This is a genomic window from Ruegeria sp. YTSA075 (genome assembly GCF_059610245.1).
The window spans coordinates 122021-141075 of sequence record NZ_JBXWNG010000005.1 but is presented as its reverse complement, the minus strand read 5'-3'; the positions used below and the strand labels follow the sequence as shown (position 1 = coordinate 141075).

Here is a 19055-nt window from a genome sequence, read left to right as displayed (position 1 = left end):
CGCTCCGAGGTATTTTTGAACAGAAGAAGGTGGGGGCGTTCGCGCCCCTTTTTTGCTGTTTGCAAAAGAAAAACGGCGATTCCCAGGGAGGAGGAGAGGGAACCGCCGCTCTTTGCAACATCAGAGCAGGGAGGAGGAGAGCCCTGATGTATCAGCACCCGGGTTTGAACCCGGTATGAGGAAGACGCGGCGACGTCAGGGAGGAGGTAGACGTCACCGCGCGCTTTCAACATCAGAGCAGGGAGGAGGAGAGCCCCGATGTATCAGTTTCCGGCTATTTGGGCCGGTATAAGGCGCGGCAGCATCAGGGAGGAGGTAGATGCTGCCGCTGATTACAGACCCTAAAGGGAGGAGGAAGGGCCTGATCTCGGTTGTTCTGGGCGCTTAGCGCGCTGTGTGCTCATCGGCGGCTTGCTTGGCCAGACGGCGGATCATCGATCGGTGCAGGCCAAGATCGGCCAGTTCCCGATCCGACAGGCCGGACAGTTCATTGACTGTCTGGCGGTACATCCGGTAGCGGGTGAAGCGAGTTTTGGCGGCTTCGACCCATGCGTTCAGACCGTTGCTGTATGCGCCTTTTAGCGCGGAGGTGTTGGTTGCGACTGCCATTTGCTCACTCGCTTTCATATCTCAGTGCTGGTCATTTCCAGCGTTTGCTTGAGACTGAAGATAAGCCAATGCTGCAATTGCACAATAGGTAGCGATAACAATGCTGCTATGCAGCAAATGCATAGATATCAAAAACTTGATGCTCTGCACCTTGATTGCCCCTAAAAACATGAGTTCTGGGCAGATCATTTGCAAAATCGTTACATTGAAAAAAGTTGATGCACGATCTGAGTGCGCAATGTTTGAGCGGCAAATCACAAATTTTAGGCGTTCGCGGATCGAATATCGAACGGTGTTGGGGTCTTTTCGAGGCGTCGTGTGACCTTACTGGGAATTCGTGGGATGCGGTGAACTCTGGCGATATCTATGAATTTTTTTGAGAGGTGATTCGACTTTACGAGCAAGAAAATCGACGAAAACGCCCGGTTCTTTGAAAAAGTCTGAGAATATATGGGAAATCATGGGGCCAATTGAGTTGGCCAGCTTTTCATATATATAGTGGCTTGTTTGACGGCAACAACTACAAGGGGTACCTTGGGTTTTCCACGGAGAGGCTTGAGGGTCGTCATTCGGCCGCTGATCCTGCGTCTGGCCCAAATTTCCTATTGATTTCCATGAATTCCCATGGCATCCCTATATGCATCCGATGAGGACGAGGCAGCAGGGGCACCAAACGACCCCAAACCAAATAACAAACAGGTTTCATACAGGCGCTTCGCTTTCATCACTCTGAAGATCCGGCGCGCGAGCGAGCAGACATCCCCCCAGGTGGCGCGCGCAGCTGGACATCCCGCACAGCGGGTCAATGCGGCGGGTTGATCAGTGGCAGCAGATCAACCCGCCGTTTTTAATCCGGGGGCGTGAATTTTGAGGTGGGGCGCAAGCGGAAGGGACAGTCGTCTTGGCGCGCAGGTTTAGAGGTGAAAGCCACCATAAGGTGGACACGAAGGGCAGGGTCTCGATCCCAGCCTCGTTTCGCCGTGTGCTTGAAGCGTCTGATCCCAACTGGCAGCCCGGTGACACTCCAGAGCTTGTGATTGTCTATGGCGACCACCGTCGCAAATATCTTGAATGCTACACGATGCAGGCGATTGATGAGGTCGACGACAAGATCGATGCATTGCCGCGCGGCTCGATGGAGCGGCGGATGCTACAGCGTATGTTCCATGGTCAGTCGTTCCCGACAACTGTAGACGAGACAGGGCGTTTGGTCCTGCCTGCCAAGCTGCGCAATAAGATCGACCTTGAAAATGAGGCATTCTTTATTGCCGCCGGTGATACTTTCCAGATCTGGAAGCCCGAGACCTATGAGGTCGAGGAACTGGCCAAGACCGAAGAGTGGATAGACGATCTGCCGGATGATTTCGACCCGATGGTCTACCTTGATGGCGTTGGGGACGCGTAGCGGCATGTCCGGCGTTGTCTCCTCTTCCACGAACCCACATATTCCTGTCCTGCTGCGTCCTTTACTGGGGGCGGTGTCGCCGGTGTCGGGCATTTGGTTAGACGGGACGTTTGGTGCCGGCGGTTATGCGCGGGGCTTGCTTGAGGCCGGCGCCGACAAGGTGATCGGCGTGGATCGCGATCCGCTGGCGTTTGAGATGGCCTCCGGCTGGGCGGGCGACTACGGCGACCGGCTGGTGATGCAGCCGGGTGTGTTTTCGCGGTTGGATGAATATGCGCAGGATCTGGACGGAATCGTTTTGGACCTTGGCGTGTCTTCGATGCAATTGGATCAGGCCGAGCGCGGGTTTTCGTTCATGAAAGATGGGCCGCTGGATATGCGGATGAGCCAAGAGGGCGAAAGCGCCGCTGATCTGGTGAACGGCGCGACCGAAGCTCAACTGGCCGATATTCTGTTCCATTTTGGCGAAGAACGGGCCAGCCGGCGTATCGCCAAGGCGATCATCAAGGCACGGACTGAGGCACTGATCACAACGACCCTGCGTCTGACTGAGATCATCGAATCTTGCCTGCCGCGTCCGAAACCGGGCCAATCGCATCCGGCGACACGTAGTTTTCAGGGGCTGCGGATCGCGGTGAACGCTGAATATGAAGAGCTGTTTCAGGGGCTTATGGCGGCTGAGCGGGCACTGAAGCCGGGCGGGCAACTGGCCGTTGTGACCTTTCATTCCATCGAGGATCGGATGGTCAAGCGGTTCTTGCAATCACGCGCCGGCAAGATCGGTCGGGCCAATCGTTATGCGCCCGAAATCGAACAGGAACTGCCGCAATTTACACTGAAGACTCGCAAGGCCGTGGGGCCGGATGACCAGGAATTGCAGGAAAACCCACGCGCGCGATCGGCCAAGCTGCGTGTCGCAGTGCGAACCGAAGCTCCGGCAGGGGAAATCGATGCGCGTGCCATTGGCATGCCGCAGCTGGGGGAGAGGGCAAGATGAAGAGTATTCTGTATGTGTTGACTGCCATGTCCGTATTTGGTTTGGCGCTTTGGGCGTATCAAGAGAACTACCGCACCCAGCAGGTTCTGAAAGAAACCCAGTCATTGCAGCGTCAGATTGGAACGGTGCAAGTGCGGCTGGCGGTTCTAAACGCCGAATGGGCTTATCTCAACCGCCCGGATCGTCTGCGTGAACTGGCCGATTTGAACTTCGAACGTCTGGGCCTGCTGCCCTTGCGGGCTGAACAGTTCGGGCGTGCGGATCAGATCGCCTATGCCGAGGATCCTGATCTGCCAATTGTTGATCCGATTGAATTGCAGGCCATAACGGATCTGCAGGCGCTGGGCGAGGTTCAGTTGCCATGACACGTACCCCACTTCGTCCTCTGGCCCGTGTTCTTGAGGCGCGCGCAAAAGGGGAAAACCCCAAGGTCATCGAGCGCGAGAATATCCGGCAACGCCACGAGCAGATGAAAGATCGCGCCCGCGCCCGCGCCGAGGGGCGCTTGCTGGTGCTCGGCCTGTTCTTTTTCTGCGCGTTTTCGGTTGTTGGTGCCCGCATGGGCATGCTGGCGACGTCCGAGGCACAGGAACCTTTGGCCAGCGCGCCTGGTGCGTCAATTGCGATGCAGCGGGCCAACATTGTTGATCGTGAAGGCCGTATTCTAGCGACCAATCTGGATACCTATTCGGTCTATGCCCAACCCCCGCTGATGATTGATCCGATTGCTGCGGCGGATCAACTGGTGGCGATCTTTCCTGATCTGGAAAAGGAACGTCTGGTCAAGGACTTCACTGGCAACCGCAAGTTCCTGTGGATCAAGAAACGCATCTCGCCCGAGCAGAAACAGGCCGTGCATGACATCGGCGATCCGGGCATCTTGTTCGGCCCACGTGAAATGCGCCTGTACCCCAATGGCAAACTGGCCGCGCATATTCTGGGAGGGTCCGGTTTTGGACGTGAGGGCGTAAGTGCCGCCGAAGTGATCGGCGTCGCTGGCGTCGAAAAGAAGTTTGATGACTATCTGCGCGACCCGGCCAACGGTAACAAACCGCTACAACTTTCGCTGGACCTGACCATTCAGGCCGCAGTTGAGCAGGTCTTGTATGGCGGCATGAAGATTATGAATGCCAAAGGGGCCTCGGCGGTTCTGATGAATGCCCATACGGGTGAGGTGATCTCGGCTGCGTCTCTGCCATCGTTCGATCCCAATGATCGCCCGCGCCCGCCAACTTCGGGTTTTGATCCCTCCGATAGCCCGTTGTTCAACCGCTATGTGCAGGGCGTGTACGAGCTGGGTTCGGTGTTCAAGATATTCACCGCAGCACAGGCGGTGCAGCTTGGGTTGGTGAATTCTGAGACTATCATCGATACCTCCGGCCCGATGAAGATCGGTCGTTTTCCGATTGGTGAGTTTAACGGCAAGAACTACGGCAAGATCAGCGTGGCCGATGTGATCGTCCACAGTTCGAACCGGGGAACAGGGCGGCTGGCCTTGCAGATTGGGGCCAAACGACAGCAGGAATTTCTGGCAACACTGGGCATGTTCGACGTCACGCCATTTGAGATTGTCGAAGCCTCGGGCGGCGCGCCACTCAAACCCAAGAAATGGGGTGAGCTGAGTACGGTGACAATTTCTTATGGCCACGGCTTGTCAACCAGCCCGATGCATCTGGCGGCAGGATATGCGGCGATTGCCAATGGTGGGCACTATGTCAGCCCGACGATCCTGAAGAAAAACGGCCCGCAATATGGCCCGCGTGTTCTGACAGATAGCGCTGCGTCGCAGGCGCAGCAGATGCTGCGCAAGGTTGTGACCGACGGCACAGCTAGCTTTGGTGATGTCAAAGGCTACGATGTGGCGGGTAAAACCGGAACGGCAGACAAGCCAAAGCCGCGCGGCGGCTACTATGATGACAAGGTTATCGCGACCTTCGCCACGATCTTTCCGGCGTACGATCCGAAATACGTGCTGATTGTTACGCTGGATGAACCCTCGATTGTGGCCTATGGCGAAAAGCGTCGCACGGCGGGTTGGACGGCTGTTCCTGTCGCGGCTGAACTGATTGGACGTCTGGCGCCGCTTTTGGGCTTACGTCCCCGGCTTGAGCCTGAGGCGGGCGCTGCTATAACCCTGACCTCGAATTAGAGTGCCAGGGAACAGGTGGGTCATGGGCGCAAGAACAAAGAAACTCAGCCAACTGGCCCTGACCGCGCGCGGAGGCGCTAACCCGGATATCACCGGGCTGGCCGTTGACAGCCGCGAGGTCAAAGAGGGTTTCCTGTTTGCTGCCCTTCCCGGCACGCGAGTTCATGGCGGTGAATTCATTCAATATGCCCTGCGAATGGGGGCCGCTGCGGTTTTAACCGATGCCGAAGGCGCGCAGATCGCTTCGGCAGAACTGGCCGCGTCTGATGCTGCATTGATCGTTGTCGAAGATCCCCGTCAGGCACTGGCCGGATCGGCGGCGCTGTGGTTTGGACAGCAGCCGCAAACGATCGTGGCGGTCACCGGCACCAACGGTAAGACTTCGGTTGCCAGCTTTGTACGCCAAATCTGGACCGAGCTAGGTTATTCCGCCGTCAATCTTGGCACGACAGGTGTTGAAGGTGCCTGGACTGCTCCACTGGCCCATACCACCCCAGAACCGATCACATTGCATCGTTGCCTATTCGAGGCGGCGGAGAATGGCGTAACGCATGCTGCGATGGAGGCGTCATCGCATGGGCTAGAACAGCGTCGGCTGGATGGCGTTCAACTGACCGCTGCCGGGTTTTCGAACTTCACGCAGGATCATCTGGACTACCACGAAACCTTCGAGGCTTACTTTGCTGCCAAGATGGGGCTTTTTGATCGGGTTCTGCCTCAGGACGGTACCGCAGTCGTAAATCTCAGCGACCCCAAGGGGGCTCAGGTGCGCAAGATCGCCGAAGCGCGGGGACAGTCGGTGCTGACCGTTGGGCTGGGTGAGGCCGACCTGTGTTTGATGAACCAAAGGTTTGACTCGACCGGGCAGGATTTGCGGTTCTCCTGGCAAGGCAAGACCTTCCAAACGCGCCTGAACCTTATCGGAGGGTTCCAGGCTGAGAACATCCTGCTGGCCTGTGGGCTGGTCATCGCAGCAGGCGAAGAGCCTGAGCGGGTGTTTGAAACCCTACCGCATCTGACAACGGTCCGAGGCCGCATGCAACTGGCCGCAACCCGCGACAATGGCGCGGCCGTATTTGTAGACTATGCCCACACGCCCGACGCTGTTGCGACAGCTTTGAAAGCGCTGCGCCCGCATGTGATGGGTCGTCTGATCGCCATTGTCGGTGCAGGTGGAGACCGTGATGCCACCAAACGCCCGCTGATGGGCAAGGCCGCAACCAACAACGCCGATATCGTCTTCATCACCGATGACAACCCGCGCAGCGAGGACCCGGCCGCCATCCGCACCGCCGTGATGGAGGGCGCGCCCGGTGCAACCGAAGTGGGCGACCGTGCCGAAGCCATCCTGCGGGGCATTGATGCCTTGCAACCGGGCGATGCGCTGCTGATAGCAGGCAAAGGACACGAAACCGGCCAGATCGTCGGCGATCAGGTTTTGCCCTTTGACGATGTCGAACAAGCCAGCATCTCCGTGGCCGCTCTGGATGGGAGGGTGGCATGACGCTCTGGACAGCGGCAGAGGCTGCAAGCGCAACCGGTGGTCGTGCGACGACTGAATGGACGGCAAACGGTGTGTCGATTGACACGCGCACCTTGCAGCCGGGTGACCTGTTTGTTGCGTTGAAGGCTGCGCGCGACGGGCATGATTTTGTGGCTCAAGCGCTTGAGAAAGGCGCGAGCGCAGCCTTGGTCTCGCATTTACCGGAGGGCGTGCCCGAAGATGCGCCGCTGTTGATTGTCGAGGATGTTCAGGCCGGTTTGGAGGCACTGGGCCAAGCCGCGCGTGCGCGCACTGAAGCACGTATCGTCGGGGTGACCGGCAGTGTCGGCAAAACTTCGACCAAGGAAATGCTGGCGACCATTCTGGAAAGACAGGGTAGGACCCATGCCAGCGTGGCCAGTTACAACAACCATTGGGGCGTGCCCCTGACGCTGGCGCGGATGCCACAGGATGCCGAATTTGCAGTGATCGAGATCGGGATGAACCATCCCGGCGAAATCGCTCCGCTGGCCCGCCAGGCCCGCCCACATGTGGCGCTGGTGACAACCGTGGCGGCGGTTCATCTCGAAGCCTTCGAATCGGTTGCAGGGATCGCCCATGAAAAGGCCACGATCTTCGAGGGGCTGGAGCCGGGCGGCGCGGCTATTGTGAATGGCGATATCGAACACGCGGATATTCTGCGCCAAACCGCGTTTGGACAAGGTGCTGGTGTGGTCGAATTTGGCCGCAAGGCTGCGGATTACCAAATGAACGAAGTCGTTGCCGGGCCAGACACGATGCAGGCTACGGCCACCGTTGGTGACACTCAATTCACCTTCGATATCCAATCAGCTGGTACACATTTTGCAATGAATGCGTTGGGGGCCTTGGCGGCCTGTGTCGAACTGGGTGTCGATCTGGAACAGGCCATCGAAGGGCTGCGGCACTGGTCTCCGGTCAAAGGTCGCGGTGTGCGCGAGACCTTGCCTTTGGCAAATGGTGGGCAAATCGAACTGCTGGACGACAGTTACAATGCCAACCCGACCTCGATGGAGGCGGCTTTGGATGTACTGGCGGCATCCCAAGGTGAGCGCAAGATTGCCTTTTTGGGCGATATGAAGGAGCTGGGGCCGCAGGAAAAGGCCATGCACGCCGCGATGGCTCAGGTCGATGCGATGGCGCGTGTGGATCAGGTGCATTGCATCGGCCCGCTGATGCAGGCGCTGCATGAGGCTCTGCCCGGCGACAAGCGTGGGATGTGGTTTGAAACCAGCGCCGAAATGGCCAAGCACCTGCCTGATCTGATCCAAACCGGCGATACCGTGCTGGCCAAGGGCTCGCTGAGCATGGCGCTTGCGCGGATTGTTGACGGTCTGCGCAAAATGGGGCAAGGGGGCGCGCTTAACGGGTAAACATACCCATAAGCCTCGTGTGAGAAGGGTTTTGTAATGCTGTATTGGTTGACCGCCTTGTCGGACGGAGGGGATTTCTGGAACCTCTTCCGCTACATCACCTTCCGCGCAGGCGGCGCCTTTCTAACGGCGCTGATCTTTGGCTTCATCTTCGGCAAACCCTTGATCAACGTGCTGCGTCGCAAGCAGGGCAAAGGCCAACCGATCCGTGATGACGGGCCCGAGGGGCATTTTTCCAAGGCCGGAACGCCCACCATGGGCGGGTTGCTCATCGTTGGTGCTCTGGTCACTTCGACCCTCGTTTGGGCACGATGGGACAACCCTTATGTCTGGATGGTGCTGTTCGTGACTTTGGCTTATGCGGCCATTGGTTTTGCCGATGACTACGCAAAGGTTTCAAAGCAGAATACCAAGGGCGTTTCGGGTAGGATGCGGCTGGCCTTGGGTGTCATCATCGCCGTGCTTGCGTCGTTTTGGGCCACTTTGCATCACCCAGAGATGCTGCAGAACCAGCTTGCCGTGCCAGTTTTCAAGGATACTCTGGTCAACCTTGGGATCTTCTATATCCCGTTCGCTATCGTCGTGATCGTAGGGGCCGCGAATGCGGTGAACCTGACCGACGGATTGGACGGCTTGGCCATCATGCCCGCTATGATCGCGGCCTCGACGCTTGGGATCATTGCCTATGCAGTGGGCCGGGTCGACTTTACCGAATATCTGGATGTGCATTACGTGCCCGGCACCGGTGAGATCTTCATCTTCACCTCCGCCCTGTTCGGCGCGGGGCTTGGGTTCCTGTGGTACAACGCCCCGCCGGCTGCCGTGTTCATGGGTGATACCGGATCATTGGCATTGGGTGGCGCGCTGGGGGCCATCGCGGTGGCCACCAAACACGAGCTGGTTCTGGCCGTCGTCGGCGGTCTGTTCGTGGTCGAGGCGCTGAGCGTGATCATCCAGGTCCTTTATTTCAAACGCACTGGCAAGCGCGTGTTCCTGATGGCCCCGATCCATCACCACTATGAGAAAAAGGGCTGGGCCGAGCCAACAATTGTGATCCGCTTCTGGATCATCTCGCTGATCCTGGCGATGATTGGTCTGGCGACGTTGAAGGTACGTTGAAGAACCGTCGGGTTGTACTGTCCGGCTGTTCGGGCAGTGGCAAGTCCACCTTACTGGGGGAAATGGCGCAGCGCGGCTATGCGACGGTTGCGGAACCGGGCCGTCGGGTGATCGAGGCCGAGCAAGAGCAGGGCGGAGTTGGTTTGCCCTGGATCAATCCCGAGTCCTTTTGCCGTAAAGTGATCCAAACATCTTTCGATGGTGTGACCGAGGCTCCCGATGGTTTGGTCTTATTCGACCGTTCCGCGCTGGACGCCTTGATTTGGTTTGATCGAACCGGTGCCAATCTGGAAAGTTCAATTCGGGATAAGATACAGAGCATAGGATACGATCACCGCGTTTATCTGTTCCCACCGTGGCCCGAAATCTATGTAAAAGACGAACAGCGAAGACATGACTTGTCCGACGCACTTGAAGAGTATGGGGCTTTGTGCGACCGCTTACCAACGCTCGGGTTTCAAACTGCGCTTGTTCCGAAAAAGCCAGTTGCAGCCCGGGCAGATTGGTTTGAGGCACAGCTAAACAAAGGGCAAACGACATGATCCCGGTCAAAGGGTTTTCAGGACAGAAAGTTGCGGTTCTGGGGCTGGGGCGGTCCGGGCTGACCACTGCGCGGGCATTGCGTGCGGGGGGGGCTCAGCCGATGTGTTGGGATGACAACCCGGACGCGCGGGAGAAGGCGCAAGCCGAGGGGTTCGACTGTACCGATCTGCATCGAAATGGGGCGTTCGAGGGCATCGCGTCTCTGATCGTCTCACCGGGTATTCCGCATCTTTACCCCTCGCCAAACCCTATCGTTGCGGCCGCCTTGGAGGCAGGCGTTCCGGTGGACAATGATATCGGCCTGTTCTTTCGCTCCTTCGCAGGGCCGGAATGGAACAACTTTGATACTCCACCGCGCGTGATCGCCGTCACCGGGTCGAATGGGAAGTCAACCACCGCAGCCTTGATCCATCACATCCTGACCGAAGCTGGACGATCAGCCGAATTGGCCGGGAATATCGGTCGGGGCGTGCTGGATATTGATCCTGGTACGGATGGTTCGGTCGTGGTGCTAGAACTCAGCAGCTATCAGACTGAACTGGCCCGGTCGCTGACGCCGGATGTGGCCGTATTCACCAATCTTTCGCCGGATCATCTGGACCGCCATGGCGGCATGGGCGGTTACTTCGCGGCCAAGAGACGCCTGTTTGCCGAAGGTGGACCCGATCGCGCTGTCATTGGCGTGGATGAAGCCGAGGGCGCGTTTCTGGCCGGGCAGATGGCCGAGGGGCCAGCGGATGACCGGGTTATCCGTGTTTCGGTCGATCGTAAGCTCACCGGTCCTGGCTGGCAGGTCTTTGCCCGCAAAGGGTTCTTGTCGGAGTACCGCAAGGGGCGGCAGGCGGGTTCAATTGACCTGCGCGCCATCAAGGGCTTGCCGGGGACCCATAACCACCAGAATGCCTGTGCGGCCTATGCCGCCTGCCGTTCACTGGGCTTGGCCCCTCGGCTGATCGAGGACGCGCTGCATAGCTATCCGGGCCTGCCGCATCGCAGCCAGATCATTGCTGAGGCGCAGGGCGTGACCTATGTGAACGACTCCAAAGCCACCAATATAGACAGTGCAGTCAAGGCACTGGGGGCGTTCAAACGCATACGCTGGATCTGTGGCGGCTTGGAGAAAGAGGGCGGGTTGGCGCCTCTGAACGAGGCAATCGCCGATGTGTTGAAGGCTTACATCATTGGGCGCGAGGCTGCGAATTTTGCAATGCAATTGAACGTTGACGCACTGGTTTGCACAACAATGTCTGCTGCGGTTGAACAGGCAATGGCAGATGCCGAAGCGGGTGATACTATTTTGCTTGCGCCTGCTGCTGCAAGTTTTGACCAGTATGATAGTTTTGAGAAACGCGGTGAGGATTTTGCGGAAAATGTCCTGCAAAGACTGGCGGAATAGAACGATTGCGATGGATCGCATGTTCATCAGTGCAAATGGGCTATCGACTTGACGCCCCAGTGGATTTGGTCTTGCCTTGGCAGGACGTTAGAAAACGAGGTTACGGATATGTCCAACCGAAAGAAATTTATGGTGTTGCCAGCGGTGCTGCTGGTCGGAGCTTGTGCCAGCTCGGGCGCGAACTACACGCCGATTATCGATGGCAATATCGGCCCCAACTACAACGCGGATCTGGCGCAGTGTCAGGCTCTGGCCCGAACACAGCCAACCGTTGATGGCAGAACAGCGGGTGCCGCGGCGATTGGTGCTGCAGGCGCTGCTGGTACAAAAGCGATCATCGATGACAGTGCCAGCGATCTGGGTCGTGCTGCTGTTGCCGGTGCCCTGATTGGCGCAGGCGCAAGCGCGTTGCAGAATACTCAAAATCAAGAGGTTATCGTGCGCAACTGCATGCGCGGGCGTGGATACAACGTCGTCGGCTAAGGGCTGATCGTCAAAACGAGCGGCTCGCGATAGCGGTTCCGGCGGCGTGGCCCGAGGACCACGCCCATTGGAAGTTGTACCCACCCAACCACCCGGTGACATCCACCGCTTCACCAATCGCATAGAGGCCGGGGACATCCCTGGCCTCCATCGTTTTTGAAGACAGGTCATCTGTGTCGATCCCGCCCAGCGTGACCTCGGCCGTGCGGTATCCTTCGGTGCCCGATGGGGTCAGTTGCCAGTTGGACAGGGCAGAGCTCAGATCGCTGAGCGCTGCATCAGACTGATCGGCGAGATTGCCTTGCATTGGTATCTGCTGACTAAGATAGTCGACCAGCCTGCTCGGCAAGTGACGCGCCAGTTCCGTGGTCAAATCCTTGCGCCCAGCGCTTTGGCGTTGATCACGCAGCAGATCGAACAGCGGCAGATCGGGGATCAGGTTCACGCGGATTGCCTCACCCTCGCGCCAATAGGACGAGAGTTGCAAAACCGATGGCCCGCTTAGGCCACGATGGGTGAACAGTAGCGCTTCGTCAAAACTGGTGCGCTCGTTTGACAGTCGCGCGGGCAGCGAGACGCCTGAGAGGTCTTTGAACCTCCCGTCTGAAAACGTGAACGGGACCAGCGCTGCGCGGGTTTCAGTCATTCGTAACCCGAATTGCAGCGCGATATCAAAGGCCAGTCCGGTTGCCCCCATCTTCGGGATCGATTTGCCGCCCGTGGCCAAAACCAGATTAAAGCATGTCAGGCTTCGGCGCTGTCCTTCGCGCTCGACCTCCAGCGTGAAGCCACTTTCAGTCTTGCGCAGGTCCTTCAGCTCTGTCCGCACCCACAGCTCTGCTCTCGCACGCGTCATCTCATCCAGAAGCATCTGTATGATCTGTTTGGAGGACCCATCGCAGAACAGTTGCCCCAGTGTTTTCTCATGCCAAGCGATATTGTGGCGTCCGACCAGTTCGACGAAATCCCATTGCGTATATCGCGCCAGGGCGGATTTGCAGAAATGTGGGTTCTTGGACAGGAAGTTTCCCGCCCCCGCATGCATATTAGTGAAATTGCAGCGCCCGCCGCCCGAAATGCGGATTTTCTCACCCGGCGCTTTCGCGTGATCGATCACCAGAACGTGGCCACCGCACTCGGTTGCGCACATCATGCCAGCCGCTCCAGCTCCCAGTATGATCGTGTCGTAGGTCATGGGCGGGGGATGGCGGGCTTTTGACCAGAAAGCAAGCACCTATGCCCCGCGATACGAAGTCGAGAAAATGAATAGGTTCAAGACTAAGTCGGCTAATTGCTGTTAATCCAGAGGAGTCGGAAGCAACTTAGGTCTGCGCCGCCCTAGATCGTCGTGTACTTCCGCGCGTTTCCCGTTGTAGCCTGAATACTCTCTGGATGACCTACGTCCGTTGCGGTCTTCGATTGTGACCACGTATTTGTTTCCGCTTGTTTGAGAGATAAAGCGCACGAGAAATGCCGTATAGTCAGAGTAGTTCACTTGGTGCTTCTCGCAGAAACCCGGAAACGCGCCCTTGTAGAGCGGAATAATGGTCGCCATTTCGTCATCCAGCAACGTGTCGTGAACTCGTCCGGTAAGAAAATCCGCTACGAAATACCCATCATTCGTGCTGGCGGCCTCAGCGAACACTGAGGTCGAAATCACATGGTGGGGCACAACGAAACTAAGGCCTCCGGCCAATGATTCAGTGAAGTTATGTGCTATGCTGTGCAACAGGTTGTGTTTCATATCGGTATGTTACACTGGTATCCAAACTCGGGAGAAGCTCCGGCTCGGTTGTCGCTCAAGTTCATTTCATTTGAAACCTCATTTCCCTAGCCCAATCCCCAAAATCTCTGTACACTTAGACCCAGACCCCGAAAACGGGGCGTTAACGAGGCAGTAAGTGGCGGTATCTCATGACTGAGATGGTGTATGGCGCGGTCCAGGACCAGCGCGGCGAACCGATTCTACCAAAGTGGTGGCGCACGATTGATCGCTGGACGATGTCCTGCGTTCTGATCCTGTTTGTCATCGGGCTATTGTTGGGGCTGGCATCTTCGCCGCCACTGGCAGGGCGCAACGGATTCGATCCGTTTCACTATGTCGAACGGCAGGTGCTGTTCGGTGGGCTGGCGCTGATTGCGATGTTGCTGACCTCGATGATGTCGCCGACCCTGGTACGCCGTCTGGCAGTGTTGGGCTTTCTGGGGGCCTTTGTCGCGCTCGCTTTCTTGCCAATCTTCGGCACGGATTTCGGTAAAGGGGCGGTGCGTTGGTATTCGCTCGGCTTTGCCTCACTGCAACCGTCCGAGTTTCTCAAGCCCGGATTTGTGGTTGTTGCCGCGTGGTTGCTGGCGGCATCGCAGGAAATCAACGGTCCGCCGGGGCGGTTATGGTCTTTTGCCCTGTGTATGGCGATTGTTGGGATGCTGGTGATGCAGCCTGATTTCGGGCAGGCCTGTCTGATCCTGTTTGGTTGGGGCGTTATGTACTTCGTGGCAGGCGCCCCCATGCTGCTGCTGGTTGGCATGGCAGGTGTGGTCATTCTGGCGGGGATGTTCGCTTATTCCAACTCGGACCATTTCGCGCGACGTATTGACGGATTTTTGAATCAAGAGGTCGATCCGACCACTCAGCTTGGCTATGCCACCAATGCCATTCGCGAGGGCGGTTTGTTCGGCGTCGGCGTAGGCGAGGGGCAGGTGAAGTGGTCTCTGCCCGACGCGCATACGGATTTCATCATCGCCGTCGCGGCTGAGGAGTACGGCCTGATCCTGGTGTTAATTATCATCGCGCTCTATTCGATCATCGTCGTGCGCTCGCTGCTTAGGCTGATGCGCGAGCGGGATATGTTCATCCGTTTGGCCGGGACCGGCCTGGCCTGCATGTTTGGCGTTCAGGCGATGATCAACATGGGTGTCGCGGTACGCCTGTTGCCCGCCAAGGGCATGACGCTTCCCTTCGTAAGCTACGGCGGCTCTTCCCTGATTGCAGGCGGCATCGCTATTGGCATGTTGCTGGCCTTCACCCGAACCCGCCCGCAGGGCGAACTTGGCGATATTCTGCGCGGACGAAGCTGATGGGCAAACCCTACCTACTGATCGCGGCGGGCGGCACCGGGGGGCATATGTTCCCGGCGCAAGCCCTGGCGGAGGCGATGTTGCACAAAGGTTGGCGGGTACGCCTGTCTACGGATGCTCGTGGTGCCCGCTATATCGGCGGCTTCCCGCACACAACCGAGATTGTCGAATCCTCGTCGGCCACTTTCGCGCGAGGCGGTTTGGCGGCTAAGGCACTGGTCGGCCCTAAGATTGCTGGTGGCGTCGCCAGCATGACGTTTCAGATGATGCGGGACAAACCGGATGTGGTCGTGGGCTTCGGCGGTTACCCTTCGATCCCGGCGCTGGGTGCGGCGGTGATGCTGAAACTACCACGCATGATCCATGAGCAAAACGGGGTGCTGGGCCGAGTGAACCAGCTGTTTGCCACGCGCGTTTCACAAGTGGCCTGCGGTGTCTGGCCCACGGACCTGCCCGAAGGCGCACATGGCGTTCACACCGGAAACCCCGTCAGAGCGGCCGTATTGGATCGCGCCGCAGCGGGGTATATTCCCCCCGGCGATTACCCGATGTCGATCCTTGTCATGGGTGGCTCGCAAGGTGCCCGAATTCTCAGTGACGTGGTGCCAGAATCCATTGCGGCGCTACCCGAAGACATCCGTGCTCATATCCGCGTCTCACATCAGGCGCGGGATGAAGACGGTGCACGCGTCACGGCCTTTTACAACGAGCACGGCATTCGTGCGGATGTTCAGCCGTTTTTTGATGACGTGCCACGTCGTATGTCAGATGCGCAACTGGTGATCAGCCGTTCGGGCGCATCCAGCGTGGCCGATATCTCGGTCATCGGCCGCCCGTCGATCCTGATCCCGTTTGCCGCCGCCGCAGGAGATCACCAGACCGCCAATGCCCGAGGGTTGGTACAGGCGGGCGGGGCGATCATGATCCCCGAAAAGGCACTTGACGTTGCCGCGCTGACCGAGCAAATGAGCACGGTTTTGACGAACCCTGAAGCCGCACAGAAAATGGCCCATGCCGCCTTGTCGGTCGGAACCCCCGACGCCACCGAGCGTCTGGTCGCCCTGGTCGAGCAATTGGCGCAGAAGGAGATCACATGACCCCAGCAACCAAACTGCCGCAGGATGTCGGGCCGATCCATTTCGTTGGGATTGGCGGGATCGGGATGTCGGGCATCGCCGAGGTGTTGCTGAACCTCGGGTATCAGGTGCAGGGTTCTGACCTGAAGGCGTCGAAGATCACCGAAAGGTTGGCTTCGCTGGGGGCCGAGATATTCGTGGGTCAAAAGGCCGAAAACCTGAAAGACGCTGCCGTGGTTGTCACCTCAACCGCGATCAAGCCGGGAAATCCGGAACTGGATGAGGCGCGCGCGCAGGGTCTGCCGGTTGTCCGTCGCGCTGACATGCTGGCGGAACTGATGCGGCTGCGGTCGAACATTGCCATTGCCGGGACGCACGGTAAGACGACTACGACCACAATGATGGCTGAGCTAATGGTGGCCGGAGAGTTTGACCCGACCGTGATTAATGGCGGCATCATCCACGCCTATGGCTCGAACGCCCGGATGGGGCAGGGCGAATGGATGGTGGTCGAGGCGGACGAATCCGACGGTTCGTTCAACCGCCTACCTGCTACTATCGCCATCGTCACCAATATCGACCCCGAACATATGGAGCATTGGGGCGATTTCGACACGCTGCGCGATGGGTTCTATGAATTCGTCTCGAACCTGCCGTTCTACGGACTGGCTGTGTGCTGCACGGATCATGCCGAGGTTCAGGCTTTGGTTGGGCGCATCACAGATCGCCGCGTGCGCACCTATGGGTTCAACGCTCAGGCCGATGTGCGGGCTTTGAACCTGACCTACAAAGGCGGCGTCGCGCATTTTGATATTCACCTACAATACGAAGACAAGGTGATCGAAGGTTGCACTTTGCCTATGCCGGGCGACCACAACGTCTCGAACGCGCTGTCTGCAGTGGCTGTTGCCCGCCATCTGGGTATGAAAACCTCTGAAATCCGCGAGGCGCTGGCCAATTTCGGCGGCGTGAACCGGCGTTTCACCAAGGTCGGAGAGATTGATGGCGTCACCATCATCGACGACTATGGCCACCACCCGGTCGAAATCGCCGCAGTGCTGAAAGCTGCGCGTCAGGCGACTGAGGGACGCGTGATTGCCGTGCACCAGCCGCATCGCTACTCGCGCCTCTCCAATCTGTTCGATGATTTTTGCACCTGCTTCAATGACGCGGATGTGGTGGCGATCGCTGATATCTTCGCGGCTGGAGAAGACCCGATCGAAGGGGCATCCCGCGATGATCTGGTGCAGGGGCTGATCCGCCACGGGCATCGACACGCCCGGGCCTTGTTGGACGAGGACGATCTTGAACGCCTTGTGCGCGAACAGGCGCGGCCTGGGGACATGGTCGTCTGTCTTGGCGCCGGTACGATCAGCGCCTGGGCGAATGGGTTGCCTGAGAGATTGCAAAGAAAACAAACGGTTTGACGTCAATCCTCATTTGCAGCACAACCTGAAAGTGTGATACAATAACCTCAGTTACCGCGAGTCCTCGGAGGGGGCGCATGGACTATTCAATGATCTTTGCAGCGATCTGGGTGATCTGCGCCACTCTTGTGGCGTTGTTGCCTATGCGGCTGCAATTCCCTCCGGGTGTCACCCTGCTGATCTGCGCACCGATCCTGATTGTCTGGCTGGGCTATGATCATGGTTGGTTCTGGTCGGTTTTCGCCTTTGGCGGCTTTGTTTCGATGTTTCGCAATCCCATCCGCCATTTCTGGCGCAAATGGTCAGGGCGGGAGGTGAGGGAATGAGCTGGTCGCTTGCCCTGGCCGCCTTGTGGGGCATTGCCGCCAACCTGTTGGCCATGATCCCCAGCAAGGACAACCATTGGACGCGCGCCTATATCCTGATCGCAGTGGGCATTCCGATCCTAGGCTATGTTACCTATGAGAACGGCCCATGGATTGGGTTGTTGGTTTTGGCTGCGGGCATGTCCATGCTACGCTGGCCGGTGATCTATTTGGGGCGGTGGGTGCGTCGTTTGGGACGTAATCCGCAGTGAATGCAGTATTAATTGCTTTCGGTCTAATTGCCGTTTTGTCCTTTCTTGTTGCTACAGCGGCAATGCACTTCCTTTCAAAGAACGGTCTGCTTTGGCTTGCAGTGTGTTTGATCGTAGTACTGGCTTTGAGTGTCGCGTATTTGTTTACCTACGACAGTTCCGGCGCGCCGCAAAAAGACGATTATCGACGCTTCGTTCTACTGTTTACGCTGTTTGCGCCGGCGCTTTTTGGCGCAGTTCTTGGCGGCCTGTTTGGCGCAATCAAGTGGACAAACAGAAAACGTTGAATTTAGCGTCTTACGATGGATGACATCTACCTGTGCCAGCTATAGAAGATGCGAATGACACTTTCTTCACTCACGCTGCGCGGCAAACTCACCGAAAACCGCTACCTGAACGATTTGACTTGGCTGCGTGTTGGCGGTCCGGCCGATTTCTTGTTTCAACCTGCCGATCTTGAGGATTTGCAGGCATTCCTGCGTGAGCTACCCGAAGATGTGCCGGTCTTCCCTATGGGCGTCGGCTCCAACCTGATCGTGCGTGACGGTGGCTTGCGGGCGGTAGTGATCCGGCTGGGGCGCGGGTTCAATGGGATTTCAGTTGAGGGCCACTCGGTCACCGCAGGTGCAGCTGCGCTGGATGCGCATGTTGCGCGCAAAGCGGCGGACGAGGGTGTTGATTTGACGTTTCTGCGAACTATCCCCGGTTCCATAGGTGGAGCAGTACGGATGAACGCGGGCTGCTATGGCAGTTACACAGCGGATGTTCTGCGCAAGGCGACGGTCGTAACCCGGCAGGGTGAGCTTGTTGATCTGACGCCGGACGACCTGAACTTCCGCTATCGCCAATCCGACCTGCCTGAAGGGGCTGTCCTGGTGTCGGCCACGTTCGAAGGCCCCAAGGGCGACCCGGCAGAGCTGCACACCCGAATGGAGGCGCAGCTGAAAAGACGCGATGAGACGCAACCCACCAAGGACCGTAGCGCCGGATCGACCTTTCGCAATCCGGCGGGGTTTTCCTCGACCGGGCGAGCAGATGACGTGCACGACCTGAAAGCGTGGAAGGTGATCGATGATGCCGGGATGCGTGGCGCGACCAAAGGTGGTGCGCAGATGAGTCCCAAACACTCGAATTTCATGATCAATACCGGTGACGCCACCGCGGCTGATCTGGAAGGGTTGGGCGAGGAGGTGCGAAAAAAGGTTTACGAAACAAGCGGCATCACGCTAGAGTGGGAAATCATGCGGGTCGGTGATCCGCTGACAGAATAAAGCCCCAACCGTCAGACCAAAACAGGCAAA

The 19055-nt window shown here is 58.0% G+C and carries 20 protein-coding genes; 17 read left to right on the top strand and 3 right to left on the bottom strand.

Annotated features, from left to right (window positions below):
- Nucleotides 1-384 precede the first annotated feature (384 nt).
- Nucleotides 385-609, bottom strand: coding sequence for a DUF1127 domain-containing protein (locus AC2FGE_RS11645; RefSeq protein WP_496819386.1), 225 nt, complete (start codon nucleotides 607-609; stop codon nucleotides 385-387).
- 937 nt (nucleotides 610-1546) lie between these two features.
- On the opposite strand from AC2FGE_RS11645, the gene mraZ reads away from it, so the two are divergent.
- The 10 genes from mraZ (at nucleotide 1547) to AC2FGE_RS11595 (ending at nucleotide 11596) form a co-directional block, all read left to right on the top strand.
- On the top strand, nucleotides 1547-2014 hold the full coding sequence (mraZ, locus tag AC2FGE_RS11640; protein ID WP_496819385.1) for a division/cell wall cluster transcriptional repressor MraZ: 468 nt from the start codon (nucleotides 1547-1549) through the stop codon (nucleotides 2012-2014).
- Between the two features lie 4 nt (nucleotides 2015-2018).
- Entirely contained in the window at nucleotides 2019-3011 is a 993-nt protein-coding gene (gene rsmH, locus AC2FGE_RS11635) for a 16S rRNA (cytosine(1402)-N(4))-methyltransferase RsmH (RefSeq protein ID WP_496819558.1), read from the top strand.
- Nucleotides 3008-3376 (top strand): cell division protein FtsL, encoded by a 369-nt coding sequence (gene ftsL / locus AC2FGE_RS11630; RefSeq protein ID WP_496819384.1) that lies wholly within the window; start codon nucleotides 3008-3010, stop codon nucleotides 3374-3376. The genes rsmH and ftsL overlap by 4 nt, the downstream gene beginning before the upstream one ends.
- Entirely contained in the window at nucleotides 3373-5160 is a 1788-nt protein-coding gene (locus AC2FGE_RS11625) for a peptidoglycan D,D-transpeptidase FtsI family protein (RefSeq protein ID WP_496819383.1), read from the top strand. Before ftsL ends, AC2FGE_RS11625 begins: the two co-directional genes overlap by 4 nt.
- Nucleotides 5161-5182: 22 nt before the next feature.
- A complete protein-coding gene (locus AC2FGE_RS11620) occupies nucleotides 5183-6664 on the top strand; it encodes a UDP-N-acetylmuramoyl-L-alanyl-D-glutamate--2,6-diaminopimelate ligase (protein ID WP_496819382.1) in 1482 nt (493 codons plus the stop codon).
- Entirely contained in the window at nucleotides 6661-8055 is a 1395-nt protein-coding gene (locus AC2FGE_RS11615; protein WP_496819381.1) for a UDP-N-acetylmuramoyl-tripeptide--D-alanyl-D-alanine ligase, read from the top strand. The genes AC2FGE_RS11620 and AC2FGE_RS11615 overlap by 4 nt, the downstream gene beginning before the upstream one ends.
- Nucleotides 8056-8091: 36 nt before the next feature.
- Nucleotides 8092-9174 (top strand): phospho-N-acetylmuramoyl-pentapeptide-transferase, encoded by a 1083-nt coding sequence (gene mraY, locus AC2FGE_RS11610; protein ID WP_496819380.1) that lies wholly within the window; start codon nucleotides 8092-8094, stop codon nucleotides 9172-9174.
- Nucleotides 9171-9716, top strand: coding sequence for an AAA family ATPase (locus AC2FGE_RS11605; RefSeq protein ID WP_496819379.1), 546 nt, complete (start codon nucleotides 9171-9173; stop codon nucleotides 9714-9716). Before mraY ends, AC2FGE_RS11605 begins: the two co-directional genes overlap by 4 nt.
- Complete coding sequence (gene murD, locus AC2FGE_RS11600) at nucleotides 9713-11113, top strand: UDP-N-acetylmuramoyl-L-alanine--D-glutamate ligase (RefSeq protein WP_496819378.1); 1401 nt, start codon at nucleotides 9713-9715, stop codon at nucleotides 11111-11113. The genes AC2FGE_RS11605 and murD overlap by 4 nt, the downstream gene beginning before the upstream one ends.
- 108 nt (nucleotides 11114-11221) lie before the next feature.
- Complete coding sequence (locus AC2FGE_RS11595; protein ID WP_496819377.1) at nucleotides 11222-11596, top strand: glycine zipper family protein; 375 nt, start codon at nucleotides 11222-11224, stop codon at nucleotides 11594-11596.
- 10 nt (nucleotides 11597-11606) lie between these two features.
- Here AC2FGE_RS11595 and AC2FGE_RS11590 read toward each other — a convergent pair whose 3' ends face one another.
- A complete protein-coding gene (locus AC2FGE_RS11590; RefSeq protein WP_496819376.1) occupies nucleotides 11607-12791 on the bottom strand; it encodes a BaiN/RdsA family NAD(P)/FAD-dependent oxidoreductase in 1185 nt (394 codons plus the stop codon).
- Nucleotides 12792-12893: 102 nt separating this feature from the next.
- Nucleotides 12894-13256, bottom strand: a complete 363-nt coding sequence (locus AC2FGE_RS11585) for a hypothetical protein (RefSeq protein WP_496819375.1) — start codon at nucleotides 13254-13256, stop codon at nucleotides 12894-12896.
- A gap of 254 nt (nucleotides 13257-13510) precedes the next feature.
- Here AC2FGE_RS11585 and ftsW point away from each other — a divergent pair, with 254 nt between their 5' ends.
- From ftsW to murB, 7 genes are all read left to right on the top strand, one after another.
- Complete coding sequence (ftsW, locus tag AC2FGE_RS11580; protein ID WP_480827691.1) at nucleotides 13511-14674, top strand: putative lipid II flippase FtsW; 1164 nt, start codon at nucleotides 13511-13513, stop codon at nucleotides 14672-14674.
- Complete coding sequence (locus AC2FGE_RS11575) at nucleotides 14674-15771, top strand: UDP-N-acetylglucosamine--N-acetylmuramyl-(pentapeptide) pyrophosphoryl-undecaprenol N-acetylglucosamine transferase (protein WP_496819374.1); 1098 nt, start codon at nucleotides 14674-14676, stop codon at nucleotides 15769-15771. Before ftsW ends, AC2FGE_RS11575 begins: the two co-directional genes overlap by 1 nt.
- A complete protein-coding gene (gene murC / locus AC2FGE_RS11570) occupies nucleotides 15768-17177 on the top strand; it encodes a UDP-N-acetylmuramate--L-alanine ligase (protein WP_496819373.1) in 1410 nt (469 codons plus the stop codon). Before AC2FGE_RS11575 ends, murC begins: the two co-directional genes overlap by 4 nt.
- 77 nt (nucleotides 17178-17254) lie before the next feature.
- Complete coding sequence (locus AC2FGE_RS11565) at nucleotides 17255-17503, top strand: DUF2484 family protein (RefSeq protein WP_496819372.1); 249 nt, start codon at nucleotides 17255-17257, stop codon at nucleotides 17501-17503.
- On the top strand, nucleotides 17500-17754 hold the full coding sequence (locus AC2FGE_RS11560) for a DUF2484 family protein (protein WP_496819371.1): 255 nt from the start codon (nucleotides 17500-17502) through the stop codon (nucleotides 17752-17754). The genes AC2FGE_RS11565 and AC2FGE_RS11560 overlap by 4 nt, the downstream gene beginning before the upstream one ends.
- Nucleotides 17751-18041, top strand: coding sequence for a hypothetical protein (locus AC2FGE_RS11555; protein WP_496819370.1), 291 nt, complete (start codon nucleotides 17751-17753; stop codon nucleotides 18039-18041). The genes AC2FGE_RS11560 and AC2FGE_RS11555 overlap by 4 nt, the downstream gene beginning before the upstream one ends.
- A 54-nt stretch (nucleotides 18042-18095) precedes the next feature.
- Nucleotides 18096-19025 carry a UDP-N-acetylmuramate dehydrogenase gene (gene murB / locus AC2FGE_RS11550; protein ID WP_496819369.1) on the top strand — a complete coding sequence of 310 codons (930 nt, stop codon included), beginning with the start codon at nucleotides 18096-18098 and terminating at the stop codon, nucleotides 19023-19025.
- Nucleotides 19026-19055 lie beyond the last annotated feature (30 nt).